Source organism: Dyadobacter crusticola DSM 16708, from assembly GCF_000701505.1.
Classification (GTDB): domain Bacteria; phylum Bacteroidota; class Bacteroidia; order Cytophagales; family Spirosomataceae; genus Dyadobacter; species Dyadobacter crusticola.
Genome location: NZ_JNJB01000004.1, coordinates 138,030 through 154,254, shown reverse-complemented (window position 1 = coordinate 154,254; position 16,225 = coordinate 138,030). Strand labels below are relative to the sequence as shown.

General features: G+C 42.8%; 20 protein-coding genes. 4 read left to right on the top strand and 16 right to left on the bottom strand.

Going from position 1 to position 16,225, the window contains the following annotated elements; all coding sequences use genetic code 11:
• Window positions 1-4 precede the first annotated feature (4 nt).
• The 5 genes from Q369_RS0104145 to Q369_RS0104125 form a co-directional block, all read right to left on the bottom strand.
• On the bottom strand, window positions 5-745 hold the full coding sequence (locus tag Q369_RS0104145) for an ImuA family protein (RefSeq protein WP_031526543.1): 741 nt from the start codon (window positions 743-745) through the stop codon (window positions 5-7).
• Window positions 746-823: 78 nt separating this feature from the next.
• The gene (locus Q369_RS0104140; RefSeq protein WP_031526542.1) at window positions 824-2,395 is read right to left on the bottom strand and encodes an outer membrane protein assembly factor BamB family protein; all 1,572 of its coding nucleotides are present in this window, start codon (window positions 2,393-2,395) and stop codon (window positions 824-826) included.
• Window positions 2,396-2,531: 136 nt separating this feature from the next.
• Entirely contained in the window at window positions 2,532-3,404 is an 873-nt protein-coding gene (locus Q369_RS0104135; protein WP_031526541.1) for a CE1 family esterase, read from the bottom strand.
• 54 nt (window positions 3,405-3,458) lie between these two features.
• On the bottom strand, window positions 3,459-3,881 hold the full coding sequence (locus Q369_RS0104130) for a VOC family protein (protein ID WP_031526540.1): 423 nt from the start codon (window positions 3,879-3,881) through the stop codon (window positions 3,459-3,461).
• 196 nt (window positions 3,882-4,077) lie between these two features.
• Window positions 4,078-5,052, bottom strand: a complete 975-nt coding sequence (locus tag Q369_RS0104125; RefSeq protein ID WP_031526539.1) for an SIMPL domain-containing protein — start codon at window positions 5,050-5,052, stop codon at window positions 4,078-4,080.
• 217 nt (window positions 5,053-5,269) lie between these two features.
• On the opposite strand from Q369_RS0104125, the gene Q369_RS0104120 reads away from it, so the two are divergent.
• Entirely contained in the window at window positions 5,270-6,091 is an 822-nt protein-coding gene (locus Q369_RS0104120) for an alpha/beta fold hydrolase (protein WP_031526538.1), read from the top strand.
• 89 nt (window positions 6,092-6,180) lie between these two features.
• On the top strand, window positions 6,181-6,546 hold the full coding sequence (locus Q369_RS0104110; protein ID WP_031526537.1) for a DUF4180 domain-containing protein: 366 nt from the start codon (window positions 6,181-6,183) through the stop codon (window positions 6,544-6,546).
• A gap of 102 nt (window positions 6,547-6,648) precedes the next feature.
• Here the strand turns inward: Q369_RS0104110 and Q369_RS0104105 are convergent, their stop codons facing one another.
• Window positions 6,649-7,038, bottom strand: coding sequence for a VOC family protein (locus tag Q369_RS0104105; protein WP_031526536.1), 390 nt, complete (start codon window positions 7,036-7,038; stop codon window positions 6,649-6,651).
• A gap of 175 nt (window positions 7,039-7,213) precedes the next feature.
• On the opposite strand from Q369_RS0104105, the gene Q369_RS0104100 reads away from it, so the two are divergent.
• Complete coding sequence (locus Q369_RS0104100; protein WP_031526535.1) at window positions 7,214-7,522, top strand: ABC transporter permease; 309 nt, start codon at window positions 7,214-7,216, stop codon at window positions 7,520-7,522.
• Window positions 7,523-7,610: 88 nt separating this feature from the next.
• Here the strand turns inward: Q369_RS0104100 and Q369_RS0104095 are convergent, their stop codons facing one another.
• The 4 genes from Q369_RS0104095 to Q369_RS0104085 are packed head-to-tail and all read right to left on the bottom strand — an operon-like array spanning window position 7,611 to window position 11,214.
• Window positions 7,611-9,545: a DUF3732 domain-containing protein gene (locus Q369_RS0104095; RefSeq protein ID WP_031526534.1), complete on the bottom strand. Its 1,935-nt coding sequence runs from the start codon at window positions 9,543-9,545 to the stop codon at window positions 7,611-7,613.
• A gap of 13 nt (window positions 9,546-9,558) precedes the next feature.
• Entirely contained in the window at window positions 9,559-9,657 is a 99-nt protein-coding gene (locus tag Q369_RS29810) for a three component ABC system middle component (RefSeq protein WP_374754344.1), read from the bottom strand.
• Window positions 9,651-10,046, bottom strand: a complete 396-nt coding sequence (locus Q369_RS0104090) for a three component ABC system middle component (protein ID WP_157488032.1) — start codon at window positions 10,044-10,046, stop codon at window positions 9,651-9,653. Before Q369_RS0104090 ends, Q369_RS29810 begins: the two co-directional genes overlap by 7 nt.
• Window position 10,047: 1 nt before the next feature.
• Window positions 10,048-11,214 carry an ABC-three component system protein gene (locus Q369_RS0104085; protein WP_157488030.1) on the bottom strand — a complete coding sequence of 389 codons (1,167 nt, stop codon included), beginning with the start codon at window positions 11,212-11,214 and terminating at the stop codon, window positions 10,048-10,050.
• A gap of 459 nt (window positions 11,215-11,673) precedes the next feature.
• Here Q369_RS0104085 and Q369_RS0104080 point away from each other — a divergent pair, with 459 nt between their 5' ends.
• Window positions 11,674-11,916 carry a hypothetical protein gene (locus tag Q369_RS0104080; protein WP_031526531.1) on the top strand — a complete coding sequence of 81 codons (243 nt, stop codon included), beginning with the start codon at window positions 11,674-11,676 and terminating at the stop codon, window positions 11,914-11,916.
• A 405-nt stretch (window positions 11,917-12,321) separates the two neighbouring features.
• Here Q369_RS0104080 and Q369_RS0104070 read toward each other — a convergent pair whose 3' ends face one another.
• From Q369_RS0104070 to dinD, 6 genes are all read right to left on the bottom strand, one after another.
• On the bottom strand, window positions 12,322-12,729 hold the full coding sequence (locus Q369_RS0104070) for a helix-turn-helix domain-containing protein (protein ID WP_051663930.1): 408 nt from the start codon (window positions 12,727-12,729) through the stop codon (window positions 12,322-12,324).
• A 140-nt stretch (window positions 12,730-12,869) separates the two neighbouring features.
• Window positions 12,870-13,370 carry a VanZ family protein gene (locus Q369_RS0104065; protein WP_031526528.1) on the bottom strand — a complete coding sequence of 167 codons (501 nt, stop codon included), beginning with the start codon at window positions 13,368-13,370 and terminating at the stop codon, window positions 12,870-12,872.
• Window positions 13,371-13,418: 48 nt separating this feature from the next.
• Entirely contained in the window at window positions 13,419-13,712 is a 294-nt protein-coding gene (locus Q369_RS0104060) for a hypothetical protein (protein WP_031526527.1), read from the bottom strand.
• Between the two features lie 33 nt (window positions 13,713-13,745).
• Window positions 13,746-14,519, bottom strand: coding sequence for an NYN domain-containing protein (locus Q369_RS0104055; protein ID WP_031526526.1), 774 nt, complete (start codon window positions 14,517-14,519; stop codon window positions 13,746-13,748).
• A gap of 102 nt (window positions 14,520-14,621) precedes the next feature.
• Window positions 14,622-15,221, bottom strand: a complete 600-nt coding sequence (locus Q369_RS0104050) for an alpha-ketoglutarate-dependent dioxygenase AlkB family protein (protein WP_031526525.1) — start codon at window positions 15,219-15,221, stop codon at window positions 14,622-14,624.
• Window positions 15,222-15,246: 25 nt separating this feature from the next.
• Window positions 15,247-16,083, bottom strand: coding sequence for a DNA damage-inducible protein D (dinD, locus tag Q369_RS0104045; RefSeq protein ID WP_031526524.1), 837 nt, complete (start codon window positions 16,081-16,083; stop codon window positions 15,247-15,249).
• Between the last annotated feature and the right edge of the window lie 142 nt (window positions 16,084-16,225).

Here is a 16,225-nt window from a genome sequence, read left to right as displayed (position 1 = left end):
CTGCTTATCCGGTTTGAAGTAAATCCTTGTTTTCTGCGGCTGAGCTGCGTTTTTGAATGTGCTGAAATGAGCCGGCTCTCCATTCAACTTCCCATTCCCCCGGCTCGCCATTCCTGACTTTTTGTAGCTGCACATTCCAGCGGGGATACCCTACTCCCGGCATTCCCGGTTCCAGCTGGCTCGGCAGCGGAGTGATCTTCCAGCGCGAAACGCTCGCCAGCGTATTTGCACTCCGCGGATTGTGACGCAGCAGAAAACCTGTAACGCGGCTTTGTTCTACCGCCAGCTGTAAACGTCGCGATTCCGTAAGGGTAACTTCGGGAATTTCACCTACCACTGCTGCCAGTGCCGGGCATTTCAAGGATTCCTCAATGGCCCAGAGCAGGTCAGATTGCTTTTTTAAATCTATAAAAATGATCCGCTCAGGCTGTACTCCAAAAAATGCCAGACCGGGAGGGAAGACAGTCCGGTTCAAACTGATCCACAAACAGAAGTCGTTGATCTTCATTAATGGTCCGAGTAACGCCGCTACAAAGCCTGTCGTCGCTGCTGCATTCTCAGGCGCGTCGGTAATAAATTCGTGCACAGCGCCAGTCGGGAAGATCTGGTTCGGAAAAGCCGTTTCTATGGGCCCTAATCCAAAATCAATGCGTTTGTCGATCGCCGGGGCGCGGTATCCCTGCAATGTCAAGATTTCGTTCTGTAATTGTTCAAGAATAGCAGATTTGCTTGCTGATGATTTCATAGGAATATTGAGTGTTGGTATTTTTAATACCATAATAATGATTCCAATGATACCAATTTGTAACATCAACTACAAGGCTTAATTGCTTCCCGCTAGCTTTTTAGATAGAAATGTGCTGATATCCAGCTCGTAGATGCTTTTGTTGTTTTTATAATACAGCTTGTTCTCATAAAGCTGCGAGTTTACCGGCGCATTGCATTGCGCTACTTCGCGCAGTGTTCCCCGATCCAGGATGAAAGTTCCCGTTTTATCTCCCAGGAATATGTAGCCGTTGGTTTCCATGTACTTTTCGTAAATGGATTTTGCATTTACTTTTTCAAATGTCTCAAAATCATTATTAAACCTGAAAAGCTCGCCCGTTTCGGAGAAAAGGTAAAAGTGCTCCTGATCCAGGCTAGCCTGTGTAAAAGTACTATCGTGCTTAATGAAAACCTGATCGGAAACAAATGAGTGCATGTTTGCCTTTTCGTCGATGCGTACCACGTATTTCTGCATTAAACCTTCCGGCGAAAAGCGCTGGATATCCACTTTGTCGCGGTACAGCAGGTACAGCTCATTGCCCTGTACCATGTAATCGGCTACGAAATTTTTACGCTCCTCCCATTCTTTCAAAAACAGCTCTTTACCGGTTTCGGCATCAAATGCGGCTACGTACGGATTGCCCAATGCAGTCAGTCTTCCGTATTTGGACGCGCGTCCCATGTTGAGCATGTAAATGACATTCCCCTCGCGGAACAGGTGAGATTTACTTGTTTTTTTGCGGTTCAGATCTGTCTCCCAGACCTTTTCCCCATCCCAGGTGTGGCAACTGATTTTCTCTTTTGCGGCAAAATAAAATACGTCGCCCGAATGCAGTACGTTGGATGAAATGTTCAGCAGGTAATCGGAAAAGCCGCTGGTGGGTATCAACATATATCCTGCCGACGCAGCAGCCACCCCGCCGAGAACAGTCAGTCCGACTTTCGCCATATCTGTCTTTTTGGCATGAGCAACCCTGTTAATTGCCCAACCTTTTCCATCTGTTAATCCTACGGTATGCAGCCCCTCGGAGATGACCATCAAAGTAGTATCGTCGAGCATTTCAGTTTTCTGCCAGCCAAATTCACCGGGCACTTCCCGCCGCCACATGGACTGCCCTGTTTTAAGATTAACGCCATGAAGTGTATTAGAACCAGTAGTGCCGTAATCGTAGCACAATGCCAGGTTGAGCTCAGGGTATACGCGGTAGGCTGTACTTTGTCGTTTCCAGATCGGCTTTCCGTCTTCCGGGTTCAATCTGGATAGTTTAGCCCCTCTTTGGTCCATAATCACGTTGTCAACCTGCTGTACCGAAGTCGCGCCATAATTATACTTTTTGTCCCATTTAGCCAGCCCGTTGTCCATATCGATCCGGGTCAGCCTTCCTGATATTTTCCAGAGATCGGTGGTTGCAGTCTTCTTGCGCAGTAAAACTGTCATCGCGTGTTGCTCGGGAGAAGGGTAGAAGCGAAAAACGGGTAATGCAAACTGGTATTTCTTGGCAATCAGTGGAGTATTAGTGCGATAATCCTTACCTGCCTCCGAAGTAGTGATTGGTATATTCTTCCCGGATTGACCAAAAACTTGGCAGGTGAATGCCAAAAAAAGAATGGGTAGCAGCAGTTTTTTCATGAAGCCGTAGTTGAATGTACCAGGTGATAAATGGAGGTTGTATTTGTAACCTAAAAGTACAAAGTTTATATTTTTTAGAATTATCTGACGAAAAATAGTTCCACAAATACAACCACCTTACCTCCGGTACCGGCCATTACTTCTTCATCTGCCGCTTGAAAAACTCCCACGATTCTTCGAACATATCGAAATCAGTCACGAACTCGTGCTTTCCATTGATCACTTTCAAAAGCGTGACTTCCGGCTTGCCTTTTTGTAAATAAGTATATTTTTCGATGGTAGTGTTGTTACCGGGATCTGCGTCTGGGAACATTGATTTTGTTGGTGAACCGGAGTATCCGTCGAGCTTGGCCCAGTATTGGAAAGATTCTTCTGTAGCACGTACATGGCCGAGCGTTACACCAGAAGTTTTTACTTCCCCTCCGTTGTAGGGGTTTGTTTCATCGGCAGTCCCATTGGTGATCATCACGGGAATGGGCCTGTTCACAGGGGAGCAGTCCATGTTTTCTGGTGTCGGCAAATTGGCGACAATTGCCGAAATCGCTTTGATCTTGTCGGGCATGGTCATTGCCAGCTTGTACGACATATGTCCGCCGCCGGAGAAACCCGTGGCAAAAACATGTGCCTTGTTGATCTTGTACAGTTTGGAAAAATAATCGATCATACCTGAGAAGAACGCTTCTTCATTTACATTCTCGGTATTCGCGACAGCTGTGGAAGCTTTGCGGCATTCATTCCAGTACCTTTTGTAGCCTGCCGGATATACCAGCACCACATTTTCAGCTTCCGCCCGTGCTTGCAGCCTGGCAGCCCGAGGTACCAATCCCATTGGTTCACCACCGGACCCGTGCATGACGAACACCAGGCTGGCACCGGGCTTGATTTTAACGGATTTATCATGAACAAAAACGCGGTACTTGCCTTCGATAGCAAGAGAATCAGCTACAAGCTGTGCATTTGAAATCAGAAAAGAGAATGAAAAAACTGTGGTAAGAATGAGTTTAAACATATAATCAAGAATAAAAACGATACTTAAATAATCACCGGCATTAGAAATGCTGGATCAGGCACTCTCTAATGCCGCAATGTCAAACTTTGACATTTGCATAAAAGCTTCCATTACGCGGGGAGCCTTTTCGGGATCTGACATCAGCTTTTGCAACACAGAAGGCACGATTTGCCATGACATTCCAAACTTATCATCCAGCCAGCCGCATTGATTAAACGAGCCGCCCTCGCCGAGCCTTTCCCAGTAGTAATCGATTTCTTCCTGCGTATCGCATTCCACGACAAAGGAAGTTGCAGGTGAAAATTTGTAGTGCGGCCCGCCATTCAGTCCCATGAATTTGAAACCATTGAGCTCAAAAGTTACCACCATCGGGTTTTCAGATGTGATTTTGGAGCTTTTGAAAATCGAGCAATAGTAGTCTGCGGCATCTTTGGCATTCCCATCGAACCAAAGGCAGGGATAAAGTGGTTTGATCATGTTTTCAAGGTTTAGTTGCGCCAGATCGGCGGATGAAGAATCGCGTTCAAATTAGCTAAAACGCAGTTGATTTTTCCCTTACCTCACTTTTTTCTTTATTTTCTCACCTGTAACGCACAACCTCACTTTTGACTAGCATGGTAAATTCTAAGCCATTTAGCTGCTCTTCCGGAGCCTTCATGTTATACGAAGTACTTTACTTCAAAATCAACCGCTTAGCTTCTCCGGCAGGCGAAATCAGATAATACTTGTTCAAAGGCTTCAAATGATATTTAACCACAACCTGAAAAGTAAGTTGTAACACAGGTTCAAGGATTACCGGATTGATCGTTACGTCAAAACTCTCAAAACCCAGCGGCATATAGTAGCGTGATGTGGTCTTTTCAGTTTCATTCACATTGGCCTGCGAACCGTTTTTCTTAAATGGTTTGGTCGAGCTCCTCGAAAAGGCCTGGTAACTATAATAGCGTGACGAAGGTGAAATGGTATGAGATTCTTCCTCGACCGTCTTTCGCAGCGTATCCAGGTTGATGTTCAGCGTTTCATACGATTTAAGCTTACTTTTCAGTTCAAGAAGGCATTTGGCGCGCAGACTATCCTTGAACGTTTCCATTTTTGAATGGAAGCAATCCACTTTCACCAGATCATAAATCTCGGCCTGCGCCGCTAGCTTCACGAAATCATCCAGCTGTTCCGCAGTGTGGTAGCGTATGTTCACGTTCTTCTGCATTTCAAAACCTGTCGGAATCTCATTATACGATTTGCTGAAAAGTCTGTTCTCAGTTTGGACGTCATATTTCGGAACAAATGAGATCATATCGACGTGCATGTCTTTAACATTGGCGCCTGAGCTAGTCAGCTTCGACTTAAATTTATCAATCCGGTCCTGCATTAGCAGCTCTGTCGTTTCCGCCGTTTCGGCAGTTTGTAAAATGTTGAAAGTAGCCACGTAAGTGTCTGGTATTAAGTTCAATAGTCCTTTTACGGAAACTGTGATGATACTGTCATTTGAATTATCCGCCCAAAACCGCGATGCCGAAGTTGGGTTTGCTCTTGCCGCATTATATTGCGCATTTCCCATTGCTTCATTCGCATTCCCTGAAACTTGTGCATTGAGTTTGGAAACACTAAAAGACAATGTGAAAGCAGCTGCAATCATGTATTTTTTCATACTCAGAACTTATTAGTTGAATATGAAAAATCAAGAGCCCTGCACAAAGTATCGCAATGCGATTATTCTCCGGCAAGTGAGTTTTTATTAGGGTGTTTTATCTCGTAAACCGCCCGCTAAGCCTTAATACATAACATAAGATTCACGCTCGCTGCTTGAAAAGTGATTTGAATGTTGCGTTATTGTCGCAGTAATTTTCACTCTCAAAAACAAAATCATGAGCACTTTACAGCTAAGAGATGGGGCCACCATGTTTTACAAAGACTGGGGCACCGGACAACCTATTGTTTTTCACCACGGCTGGCCACTTTCCGGCGACGACTGGGATAGCCAGATGATGTTTTTCCTGGAAAAAGGTTTCCGCGTCATTGCCCACGACCGCCGTGGACACGGACGTTCTTCTCAAACCTATCAAGGTCACGAAATGGATACTTACGCCGCAGATGTAGCCGAGCTTGTAGCGCACCTGGACCTTAAAGATGCCATACATGTAGGTCACTCGACGGGTGGTGGTGAAGTGATACATTATGTGAACAAACATGGAAACGGCAAAGTAGCAAAAGCGGTGCTGGTAAGTGCCGTAACGCCGATTATGGTACAAACAGAAAACAATCCCGACGGTGTGCCGATGGGTGTTTTTGATGAAATCCGCAAGATGACCGCTACGCAACGGACTCAGTATTTTAAAGATTTCTCGGAAGCTTTTTACGGTTACAATCGCGAAGGCGCAGTTGAAAAGCAGGGAATTCGTGACAACTGGTGGCGCCAGGGCATGATGGGAAGCATTCTTGCCCATTACGAATGCATCAAGGCGTTTTCTGAAACTGACTTTACCGAAGATCTGCAAAGCGTTGATATCCCGGTATTGGTGTTACATGGTGAAGACGACCAGATTGTGCCTTATGAAATCACCGCAGTGAAGGCAGCTAAACTATTGAAAAATGGCAAACTGATCACGTATCCAGGTTTCCCACACGGAATGCCGACCACGGAAGCTGAAACCATTAATAAGGATATCCTGGCATTTATTCAGGAATAATAGCAACTGTTGCTGCATAGTTTTTAGGAGCATTGAAATGGCCGGGCGGAAATTCTTCTGCCCGGCCATAAATAATTTGAAACATTGAAATGACCATTACCTCACATGCTGTAAATGCAGTTCAAATCGCCGAAGTCACATCCGACAAGCTGATCATTGAAACGGCCGAAGACGGACTGGACTTACTGGGAAGCCTTTATTATCAGGGATTTGACAGCATGATCATCCACGAAGAGAATATTACACCCGCCTTCTTTGACCTGAAAACGGGCATTGCAGGAGAGATACTTCAAAAGTTCTCAAATTATCGGATGCGCCTGGCTATTGTGGGTGATTTTAAAAAATATTCTGGAAAAAGTATGCGTGATTTTATTTCGGAAAGTAACAGGACCGGGCGGATTAACTTTTTGGGGAGTGTTGAGGAGGCTTTGGCGAGGCTTGGGAAAATGTATTGAGTGAAACTGATCAAATGATGTTGGTTCCGATGTTGCATTATTGGTCGGTAAAGTTGCTTGATGCATCCGGCGAAAGCGTTGAGGAGCGTATGAACGAGTGTATCAAATAACTGCCTCAATCATCCATATGTGCCCGAATGGATCCCTGATTTTGCCTTGGCGGTAGCCGTAATCATAATCCTGAGCTGGCGAAATGACTTCTCCGCCTGCGGCACTTGCCCTGTTCATTACCGCATCCACATCCGGAACAAACAGCCCGATAGTAACTGTAGTCCCATTGTGGCGTTTTGGACTGAAAGCTTTTGGGTTAGCGGTTTCCTCATGTAAATGAAAAATAGCACTGTCAATTGATAACTCGGAAACGTGTATACTCTCGTCATTGTTGGAAATTCTACGCAGTTCAATAGCTCCGAACGCTTGAATGTAAAAGTCAACGTTCGTGACTCCATTAGGAATAATAAGTTGTGGTGCGAAAGTGGTTTGAGGTGACATGATACACGCTGTTGTTTTGACTTTTAAGTTAATCAATTTTGAATAAGCTGGTTTGAATCTAATTCTTGATCACATATCTACATGCTCCTGGTGAATCCAATGTTAGGATGGATTAAGAGGATTGACATTGTACGTGCGCCAGAAAAATTACAGAATATCTGCTTTGCCTTCCTTCATGGCCACCGCAAAAACCACGGAGATCGGAGTACGCAAGACGCTGGGCGCCTGCATCGGAAGCATCATCGGGCTCTTCGGCAAGCAATTTGCCCAGCTGCTACTAATTGCATTCGTCATCGCCGCGCCGATTAGCTGGTGGTTGATGGATAAGAACTTAGCTGATTTTAAGTATCATATTGATTTGAATGCTACGATTTTTGTGGCGGCGATTGGGATAACGTTGTTGATTGCGATTGTTACGGTTGGGTATCGGTCGGTGAAGGCGGATCCGATAAAGGCGTTGAGCAGCGAAAGATTGATTGAGTGATTGATTAGATAATAGCAGCTTTTGCAAAATCAATAATGTGTATACCTGAATTTTCTAAGTACCAGGTATACAAATTACAGTTTTGAAATCACTGTAAAAACCAATCCGTGGGAATTAACTTAGTTCCATTTCTCCACTCTTCCGTAATACACTCGGAGAATTCAGCATAGTTTAGTCTTGCATGATCTGTAATAATGAGTTGAAAATGTGGTGCAAGTTCTCTAGTAACACTAAAAATGAAGTCATACAGTTGTTTTACAGCTGTCTCGTCTGAACTTGTTGATAAATTCCCCCTAAGTTCGTTATCTCTATCCGGTGGATAGTAGGCTTGTGAAGGCTGATCCAAGATTAAGAACCTTGGGACAGGCCTTTCAGCTTTTACAAAATGTTTATGTAATGCGAAATGGATTAGTAAGTGGTATGCAACCCAATTTGCACCACTTCCCATTTGATTTAATGGGATTGATTTGGTAGGTGTGTCGGCAAATATTGTCAATTTTCTTATATCAAAACGAATAGGAGCATCTTGATGTTCTAGATCCAAATTCTTGGACCAGTTGGTCATTTGGTTGTTTATTTGATTTAGAATTGAATTAAGCCTTTCGTCCTTTTCCTCCGCTCCAACCATAAGTTCAAGCTCAGAGATTTCTGTGGCCAATAATTTGATTTTATCCTGTATTGTTTTGTCTTCTTCAATAGTTCGGAAACTCTCTAAAAACAAAGAAATTTTTCCGAGTGCTTTCCCTTTTCTAATATTGCTATCTTTTTGTTTGCCTGCTTCGGCTTGTTCTGCATAAATAGCCCTTATTCCTCGCTGCCGATCTTCAATCTGTTTTTTGAGACTGTCTTTTTCTAAGTTTAATCGTTGGACGTATTCACCTAACTTGGGCCTTTCGGCAATCGTGTGAGTAAGATTTTCTGAAAGATCGGAAAGTGACCTATTTATTGCAGATATTGAAGGGATCTCTGTTTCAATGGACTGACTGCATAGTGGACAACTGTGCAGCTCGGCTTCCGTCTCTCCAAAAAGACCAATCGATTCTAGACGAGCCTTTTGTTGAGTTATCTCAATTGAATATTCGGAAGTCTGGTCAATGAAATTTGTTACTGCGGCTAAATCATCTTTCTTTCGGCCAAGTTCTCTCTCAAATGCTGTTTTTTCATCAATCAACTTCTTCAAGTTTTCGTTTTCCCCTTGTGCTATCTCACTTTCGGTTTGTTCCCAATCTAGCACTATTTTCAGTGAATTAAGTGCTTGTGTCTCATTCTCAGAAAGCATCTCAGCCGGTAGCAAATCAAGTTGCTTGGCCTCATTAACCAATTCGAACACTTTTTGAGAACCATCCACTTTTATTCTTTCATATTCCCTTAATTCTCTTTCATATTTGAGTAATTCACGTTTTTTAATCGCGATCTCTTGCTCGATTTTTATTGTATCCTCTCGTATTGCTCCCAAGAAATAGGGAAGAGTATCTTTTATTGCTTGTGGAATAAATGGTTCCGATTGATTAAAAAAAAGGAAATTGCGCTGTGCTATTAGATCTTGTGGCTGATAGGAATAGAATCTACTGTGCTTAAAGTTTACTGCAAGTGAATCCCTAGTTGCTACTGCTGGCGTGTTAGTAAATTCTGATATAAATAGTTTTTTTGTAAAAAAATCTTTAAGTGTAGCAATATCTGAATTGTTTTTGAGTTCGCTTAATTCGGGAATTTTTATGCTATCTGCGTTTGCGAAATAAATATACTGAGTAGATGCTTGCCCCAGACTGTTTGGATTTCGCCTGGCAACGAATATCTCTTCGTTCTCATATTTCAAAAGAATTCCGAACCAATCTACGGTTTGGCGGATTACCCCTTCCGATACTCTACAGTCATCGCTACCTAGACAGTAGTTTACTATATCGATTATAGCAGTTTTGCCTGTCTTTGATTCGCCAGTGATGATATTTACCTTGCCTATTTCAAAAGAAACAATTCTCCTTGCGCCTTGTTTATTGTAGAGTATTATTGATTTAATTTGCATAGAACACTTTTATTTATGGTTTTATACCAAAAATTGAATAAATGGTTATGGGGCTACCTGACTTAGAAAATATTTTCCCCATTGTACCTGCCTTTTTGAGGCAACTTAATATTTCCTCGTCGTCTGGTCTGAACTTTTTTTTTCTTTTTTTATTTCGATACCGCCATTTTCGTCAATCGAAAGAGATTCGTAAGCTATTCCGAACATTAATGTTTCTTTAGTAAAAGGGATAAAATTTTTAATGCTATTTGCCAGTCCAACTTTAAGATCTTCATTGCTATTTAACCATCCATGAATGGTATTGGATTTGTTCTTTGGCAGCCTGGCTCTGATTGTATTGTTTAAAATTACTGGTAATATTAAAATCACTAATGTAAATGGCATGTTACTGCCACAATCTTCCTTGTATCCTGAGGCACATTCTCGTATAATCTCATTGCAGAAGGCCGGATTTAATAAATTAGCAGTTATTTCTGCTCTGTCTTTCCAATCTGGTAACATATTATATTTTCGTTTTGAAGTCAGGATGCCAACCAAGTTTCTTTTTATTAGAAAGGATTTGGCAGCATCCCGTAACCATATACAGCTCTTTAAATCTGTCTTTTATATGGATATTTGGTTGTACATTCACATAATGGCTTTCATAGAATTTTTTGCCTTCTGTTTGTTTTGTGTTATCATCCTCGTTTGTAATATCTTCTAAAATTGAGAATTTTCTTTCCCAGTCATCGATCAATTTTTCGTCATATCTAATTTCATCTAAAGCATTGAGCAATCCATCCCTGAGCCATTTGGATTTTTGACTAAAAGCTCTGTGATAATCACTAATAGCATGATTTATCAGTTTAGAATTTGTTCCGATAAGCTCTAATTGCTTAACAAATATTTTTCCGCGGTAGGGTAAAAGTTGGTTTTCGTCTGACGCGATAGAAAAGGCGAAGTCAGCAGGAAGATTATCTGCTTTTAGACTGTCGGATATATCTAAAATTTTATCTTGAACTTCCTTACCGGTAATATCGAGTCTTTGGTTTTGCAACTGTAAGATAATTTCACCGATAAACCATCCTTCCAACCTATTATAAAGGGGTTCAATTTTCTCTGGTGCTACTGAATAACATAAGCATTTTTTTATTTTGTCTTTCGCAGAATTTAGATCAATAGATGAGTCAATCACCGAAATTTTCGCAATCAATTTCTTTTGCTGTTCCGTACTCAAATTTTTAAACGCATCATAGGCGGCTTTGTTTGTGGCATTTGTTGATGCAGAGGCAACCTCCAAAAGAGATTTCAATATTTGATCAATATCTCTTGAATCACTAGTTCCTTGTTTAAGCTTGAAAGGTATAGTCCCAGCTGTGGCCTGCGCGGTAGTAATTAGATTAAACAGACATTTAGATGGATCTAGTTGCCCGTTACTAATCCCAGTACTCCATACCCTAATTGTTTTCCAAAGATCAACACTCCAATCCGTCAGCTGCGCAACCGATTTGATGTGTAGTTTGGTTTGGTAGATCGAAAGCAGGTTGGGAGTATCAATACTAATATCATCAATTTGCTCTATTAGCAATTTTGCATCTTGATTTTGCTCGGACACTATTAGTAATAATCCATATCTCAACTGATACAGGTAGCCTAGGCTTGGTTCATTTGCAGAGAAAATAGACGTCATGTTGCTATCTATTTGATCATGAGGGCGATCGGTTTGATTGAATATCTACAACGTCAATATATAGATGTTACTTTCGCGGTAGATGAGCAGCTTTTGAAATGATTTCTCTCGGAGTGGGAAAGCCGCGGAATACCTATTACAATATGATGCTATTTGTCCTCCAAAAAACTCAATTTTTTTATCAAACGGAAGCAATTCAATTAATTACTTATTAAACGGTAAATACTTCACAATTCACTCAAAATCTTTGTCCCCTCGGCAACAAAGCTCCCCCCAGCATTTGCATTTCTCCAAATTTCTTCCGAATCTTCAAGCTCCTAATCAAATGTAACATATGAAGAATCTTGCAAGAAATGCCCTGTTATGGTGGGGGTCGGCGAAAGCTCCCCAAGCGGTGTTACATCTGCTAGGACACCTAAAACAGGGCACCCCTGTTTTCCATCCTAATAATGTAACACTATGCAAACACAACCAAATTCCGACGAATCTCTGGATTCGACGCACCTGGCTTATGGCCGGGAAGTCGCAGAGTTGCTTAGCCAGAGCCACGCTTCCACCTGGGTCAATGACCTTTGGGACATTTACAGCGGCTACATGATGGCTCAGCCAGAGCTCGGCTACAATCCCCGCGCGAGTCACATCTTCGCGTCTTTCAAAGAGCTGGTGTTTTTCTTTCAGCGCATTGAAGAGATGAAGAAGTAAGAGGGATTTAATCGCTACATCTTCTAACCAAGAGCCAGGCCGCCTCCGCGGATTGCCTGGCTTTTGCTTTACTAATTCAGAGATTGTGCTACACCCAAGCAAAAGCCGCATCGCGGCAAAACATCGGTAGACTGAGGTGGCAAGTACGATGTGGAAATCCCGTAGGGATGTAACGTTCCATCTGTTGTTACATGCCTAGCGGCATTTTCGCTATCCACTTGGTACCGCTTGTTACCGATATTTTATGCCTAGCGGCATTTTCGTGAAGCACATTTTGACGAGGCAAGGAGTCACACCCAAGCAAAAGCCGCATTGCGGCAAAACATCGGTATAGCAGCAAGTCCCGTATAGGTGCCGGATAAAGCACACAGGCGTCGAGGATTGCAACAAACCTCGCGGAATGGATCATTCGTAGCCAAGATTTAAATCCTGCGCCTGTTCAGTAAGGAATTTGAGGCTTTTTCTAGCCGTTTCTTTTTGCTGTGATGCATGTTTTAGGAGGTCTTCCAGCAAAATCCTCCTGTGACTGCCCGCTTTTCTAAATGGAATAATCCCTTGTTCGAGCAGCTTCACGATATGCGGCCGGGATACATGGAGCATGTCGGCAGCTTGTTGCGTACTAAGCTCAGATTCAGACGGTATCAGAGAAATCGCCTTTCCTTCTGCCATAATAGACAGAATATGTGAAAGAAATTCGAGCGCTCTCCTGGGTATCGTAAACAATTCCTCGCTTTCCTGAATCCTGATGTTAACAGTGTCCGACTTTCGCTTCGATATCGCAGAAGTGAAGTTTTCAACCGATTCGCTTGCCATTTTCTGTTCTCGTTTTGTTGGCCTTTCTAATACAGTTTCCATGTCGTGAGTAAATTTCTATCAATATACTAAACGAAATAAACGAAACAAAACGCGTATAAGTTTCTGCATTCCTCCTGAGTAAGCATTGATAATTTTTCCTATCGCAGAATAATAAACATAAACCGTACAAACAGGAAGAAGAGCAGTAGGAGTATGCCCAGGACGATGATCGTACAGTCTAAATTTCTGCTGGAAATATACTTATTGCTCAAATCATAGAGTTGAAGTCCGATAAAGCCGCCCAATGTATTTGTAATTATGTCGGTGATGTCAGTTGCTCCGATGGCGAAAAGGTATTGAAGCAGTTCTACTACAAAGCTGAATGCAAGTATAATAGCAAGCTTCGGCCAAAATCTGGCTTTTTTGAAACTGGCGCTCAAAAGCAAGCCAAATGGAATGAACATCACACAATTCATGATCATTTCTCCATAGTTGATCCGGCCATTTTTAATGGCAGGAGCACCAAATGGAATGAGGTTGAGCGTTCTGTTTGCACCATCAAGTAGGTACGGGATACTGAACGTCAACTTGAATAGCACCAGCCATATCAATGCGACCAAATATATTGCCAGCAATCCTCGGGATACTGTTTTTTCCATGTAATTTCCTTTCGTTAACTGGCTGCTGAAATTTAGCGTCAGCATTATTTACCCTTTTACCATGATTACGCTCGTTACTGATTCGTCTTTCATACTCAGCCATTTGAGCCGATCTTCGTCATTTCCATAAGCCTGTAACCCTGCTTCGTCTTCAAAGCTCACAAGGTGGATTTCGTAAGGAGGATCGAGCTCGCCGGCGATAAACTGGTCAGCCGTGGGCCTGATGCGCATCAGTAGTTTTCCATTGTGGCGTTCAAGCAGGGGTAATACGCGCGATTCGAATTCATGAAAAACGTCCTCCTTTCCCTCACGGACGTACACAAATTGCGTGATGTGGATCATGGCCAATTGGGTTTATCAATTACATTTTGATTTCTATTTCAACTTAACGAGTGGGTGGTTCAGTCCATTTACTTCATTTTTTACGATTTTGTATTTGTCCAAACTCTTGAAAAGTGATGTCAACGTTTTAAATCCATACGTACGAGAGTCAAAACTAGGGTCGATTTTCCGGAGTGAGGTACCGATTTTGGAAATAAATGCTTCTTCTTCCTCATTGGCCGATATCTCAAATGCTCTGTCAATGATATTCATATCGATCTTCGGGTACTTGCGCTTGGGATCCTGTTTTTTAGACTCTTTTTTAACGATTTCCTTCGGGGTAACATCTACTTTCAACGGCTCGGGTTCTTCGGCACTTGTTTCCAGCTCGGCCACGAGGTTTTCGCTGAATGTGAAGATCTCGCAGGAATTTACGAATGCGATAGGCGTATTTTTCCGCCCGATCCCCATTACAAAAAGCCCTTCTTCCCGGATCCGCTTCGCAAGTCCGGTGTAATCGCTGTCGCTTGAAACAATGCAAAAACCTTCGACACTCTTGCTGTGCAGAATATCCATTGCGTCAATAATGAGCGAGCTGTCGGTTGAGTTTTTGCCTGTTGTATAAGAAAATTTCTGGATCGGACTGATCGAATGCTGGTTGACAATCTCTTTCCAGCTGTTCATCTGGTGCGTGGTCCAGTCGCCGTAAATGCGCCGGATAGTCGCTTTTCCATATTTGGAAACTTCCTCCAAAGTCTCCTTCATCAATTTCGCCTGCGCATTGTCCCCATCGATCAATACGGCGATGTTAAATTTGGTTTCACTCATGGGTTTGAATCGTTTTCGGATTCCAACTTACATAATAATTCGATGGGCTGTTAGCTATTAGCTGTTGGCTTTTAGCTTTTGATTTTTGGAATTGGATTTCTTTTAATGCAAAACCTTCCTGAATGTTAGGTTGATCCTTGCATTCATTGGCCTGGCTGATTTGGCTACCCGATGTTCCCAGAACCTTTGTAAATCCCCTTTCATGAGTAATAGTGAGCCATTTTCCAGTTCCAATGAATATTGCTGGCGATGGTCTTTCTTGTTCCTGAAATCGAAAGCGCGAACCTGTCCGAAGCTTACGGAGGCGATCTCTGTTTTCATACCTGGTATCGTTTCCTTGTCGCTATGCCAGGCTACCGAGTCTTTTTCATTGCGGTAGTAATTAAGCAATACGCCGTTGAAATTCATTCCGGTATAGTCTTCCACTTTCTTTTTAATTTCCCAAAGCTCTTCTGTCCATTCAATAGGTGGTCTTTTGTCCCCTTTTACCATCGGGCGGTCACCGAACCAAGCCGAAAGCCGCGGTGTAAGTACTTCCTTTTCATACATCACCACTTTGGTTTGCTGCCATGGAATGGTCAGGACAAATGTTTTCAGATATAAGTCACTTGCCTTCTTATCAAAAAAATCCGGCACATAATCCATTAAATGTTGCGGAAGCGAAAGGTGCTCCCTATCGTTGAATAATTTGAATTGTTCCATCTCCCCGTACCCATTTTTGTTCTAACTATTTCTTTCTGATCCTTTTTACGTCACTGGCCTTTGCCAGTTTTTTAATGCTGCTCGCATTGGGCAAATTTTCCGGCATGGTACCTCCGAGCTCCTGAATTGTCTGCCTCACTTTCGCGCCAACTTCAAAATGCGTCTGATTTGCCTTTTGTTTACCTGTGATTTTCTCTCGCCTCAGCTTGTCGTCTGTTTGCGTAGTGCGGAAAAGGTTAGCCGCCAGCTCAGAGCTGCCCATGTGATCCAGTATGTGCTGACTTTTTTTGAGTTCCTTCCTTTCGTGGATAGCTTTCGCGTCCAGTCCGCCGTACAATCCCATGTAGCCGTGATTTTGGAAAATAGCATAGTCAACAGGTTCGACCACACCGGCAGTGCGAGCGGCGTCGGCAAGTAGCAGATTATGCCTGGTGACCTCGCCTCGTAAGAACAGCCGCTTTTCATTTTCTCCCGGAAGATTATTGTACGCTTCCATTTGCTGGATCTCCTGTAAACGCGTTTGTACTGCAAAGTAAGTCTGGCCCAATGCAACTACCTCCTTTGCCGGGTCGGCATTCTGTACGATCAGGTAGCAGGCGTAGCGGGAGAGCTTCATGTTATCACTTTTCCGTTTTGCGCCTTTGCCCAGTTCGATCATTTCGTGCAAATGCACGAAATGATCTGAAACGCTCTGTTCGCTGTTTTTGCAGGCCTCTTTCGCTTTTTCAATGACTGGTTTGAAGTTCCTGTATTCCGTGTATTCTAGGATTTTAGCCAGATCTCGTGCGCTCCAAAATTCGTTTCCGGCTTCATCGGTTTTCTTGATTTCTTCAAAAAGCGAGGGTCTTTGGTTTGTTGTCATAGTGCTTTCTTTTAGGTGTATAGAAATGTTTTTGTGAGGCTCAAACTTCAAAAAAAGATTGGACTTATACAAGCAATTTGATATTATTGTAATCAATTTATTGATATTAAAAGTATCATTTAGTTTGTAATAGTTTATTGGT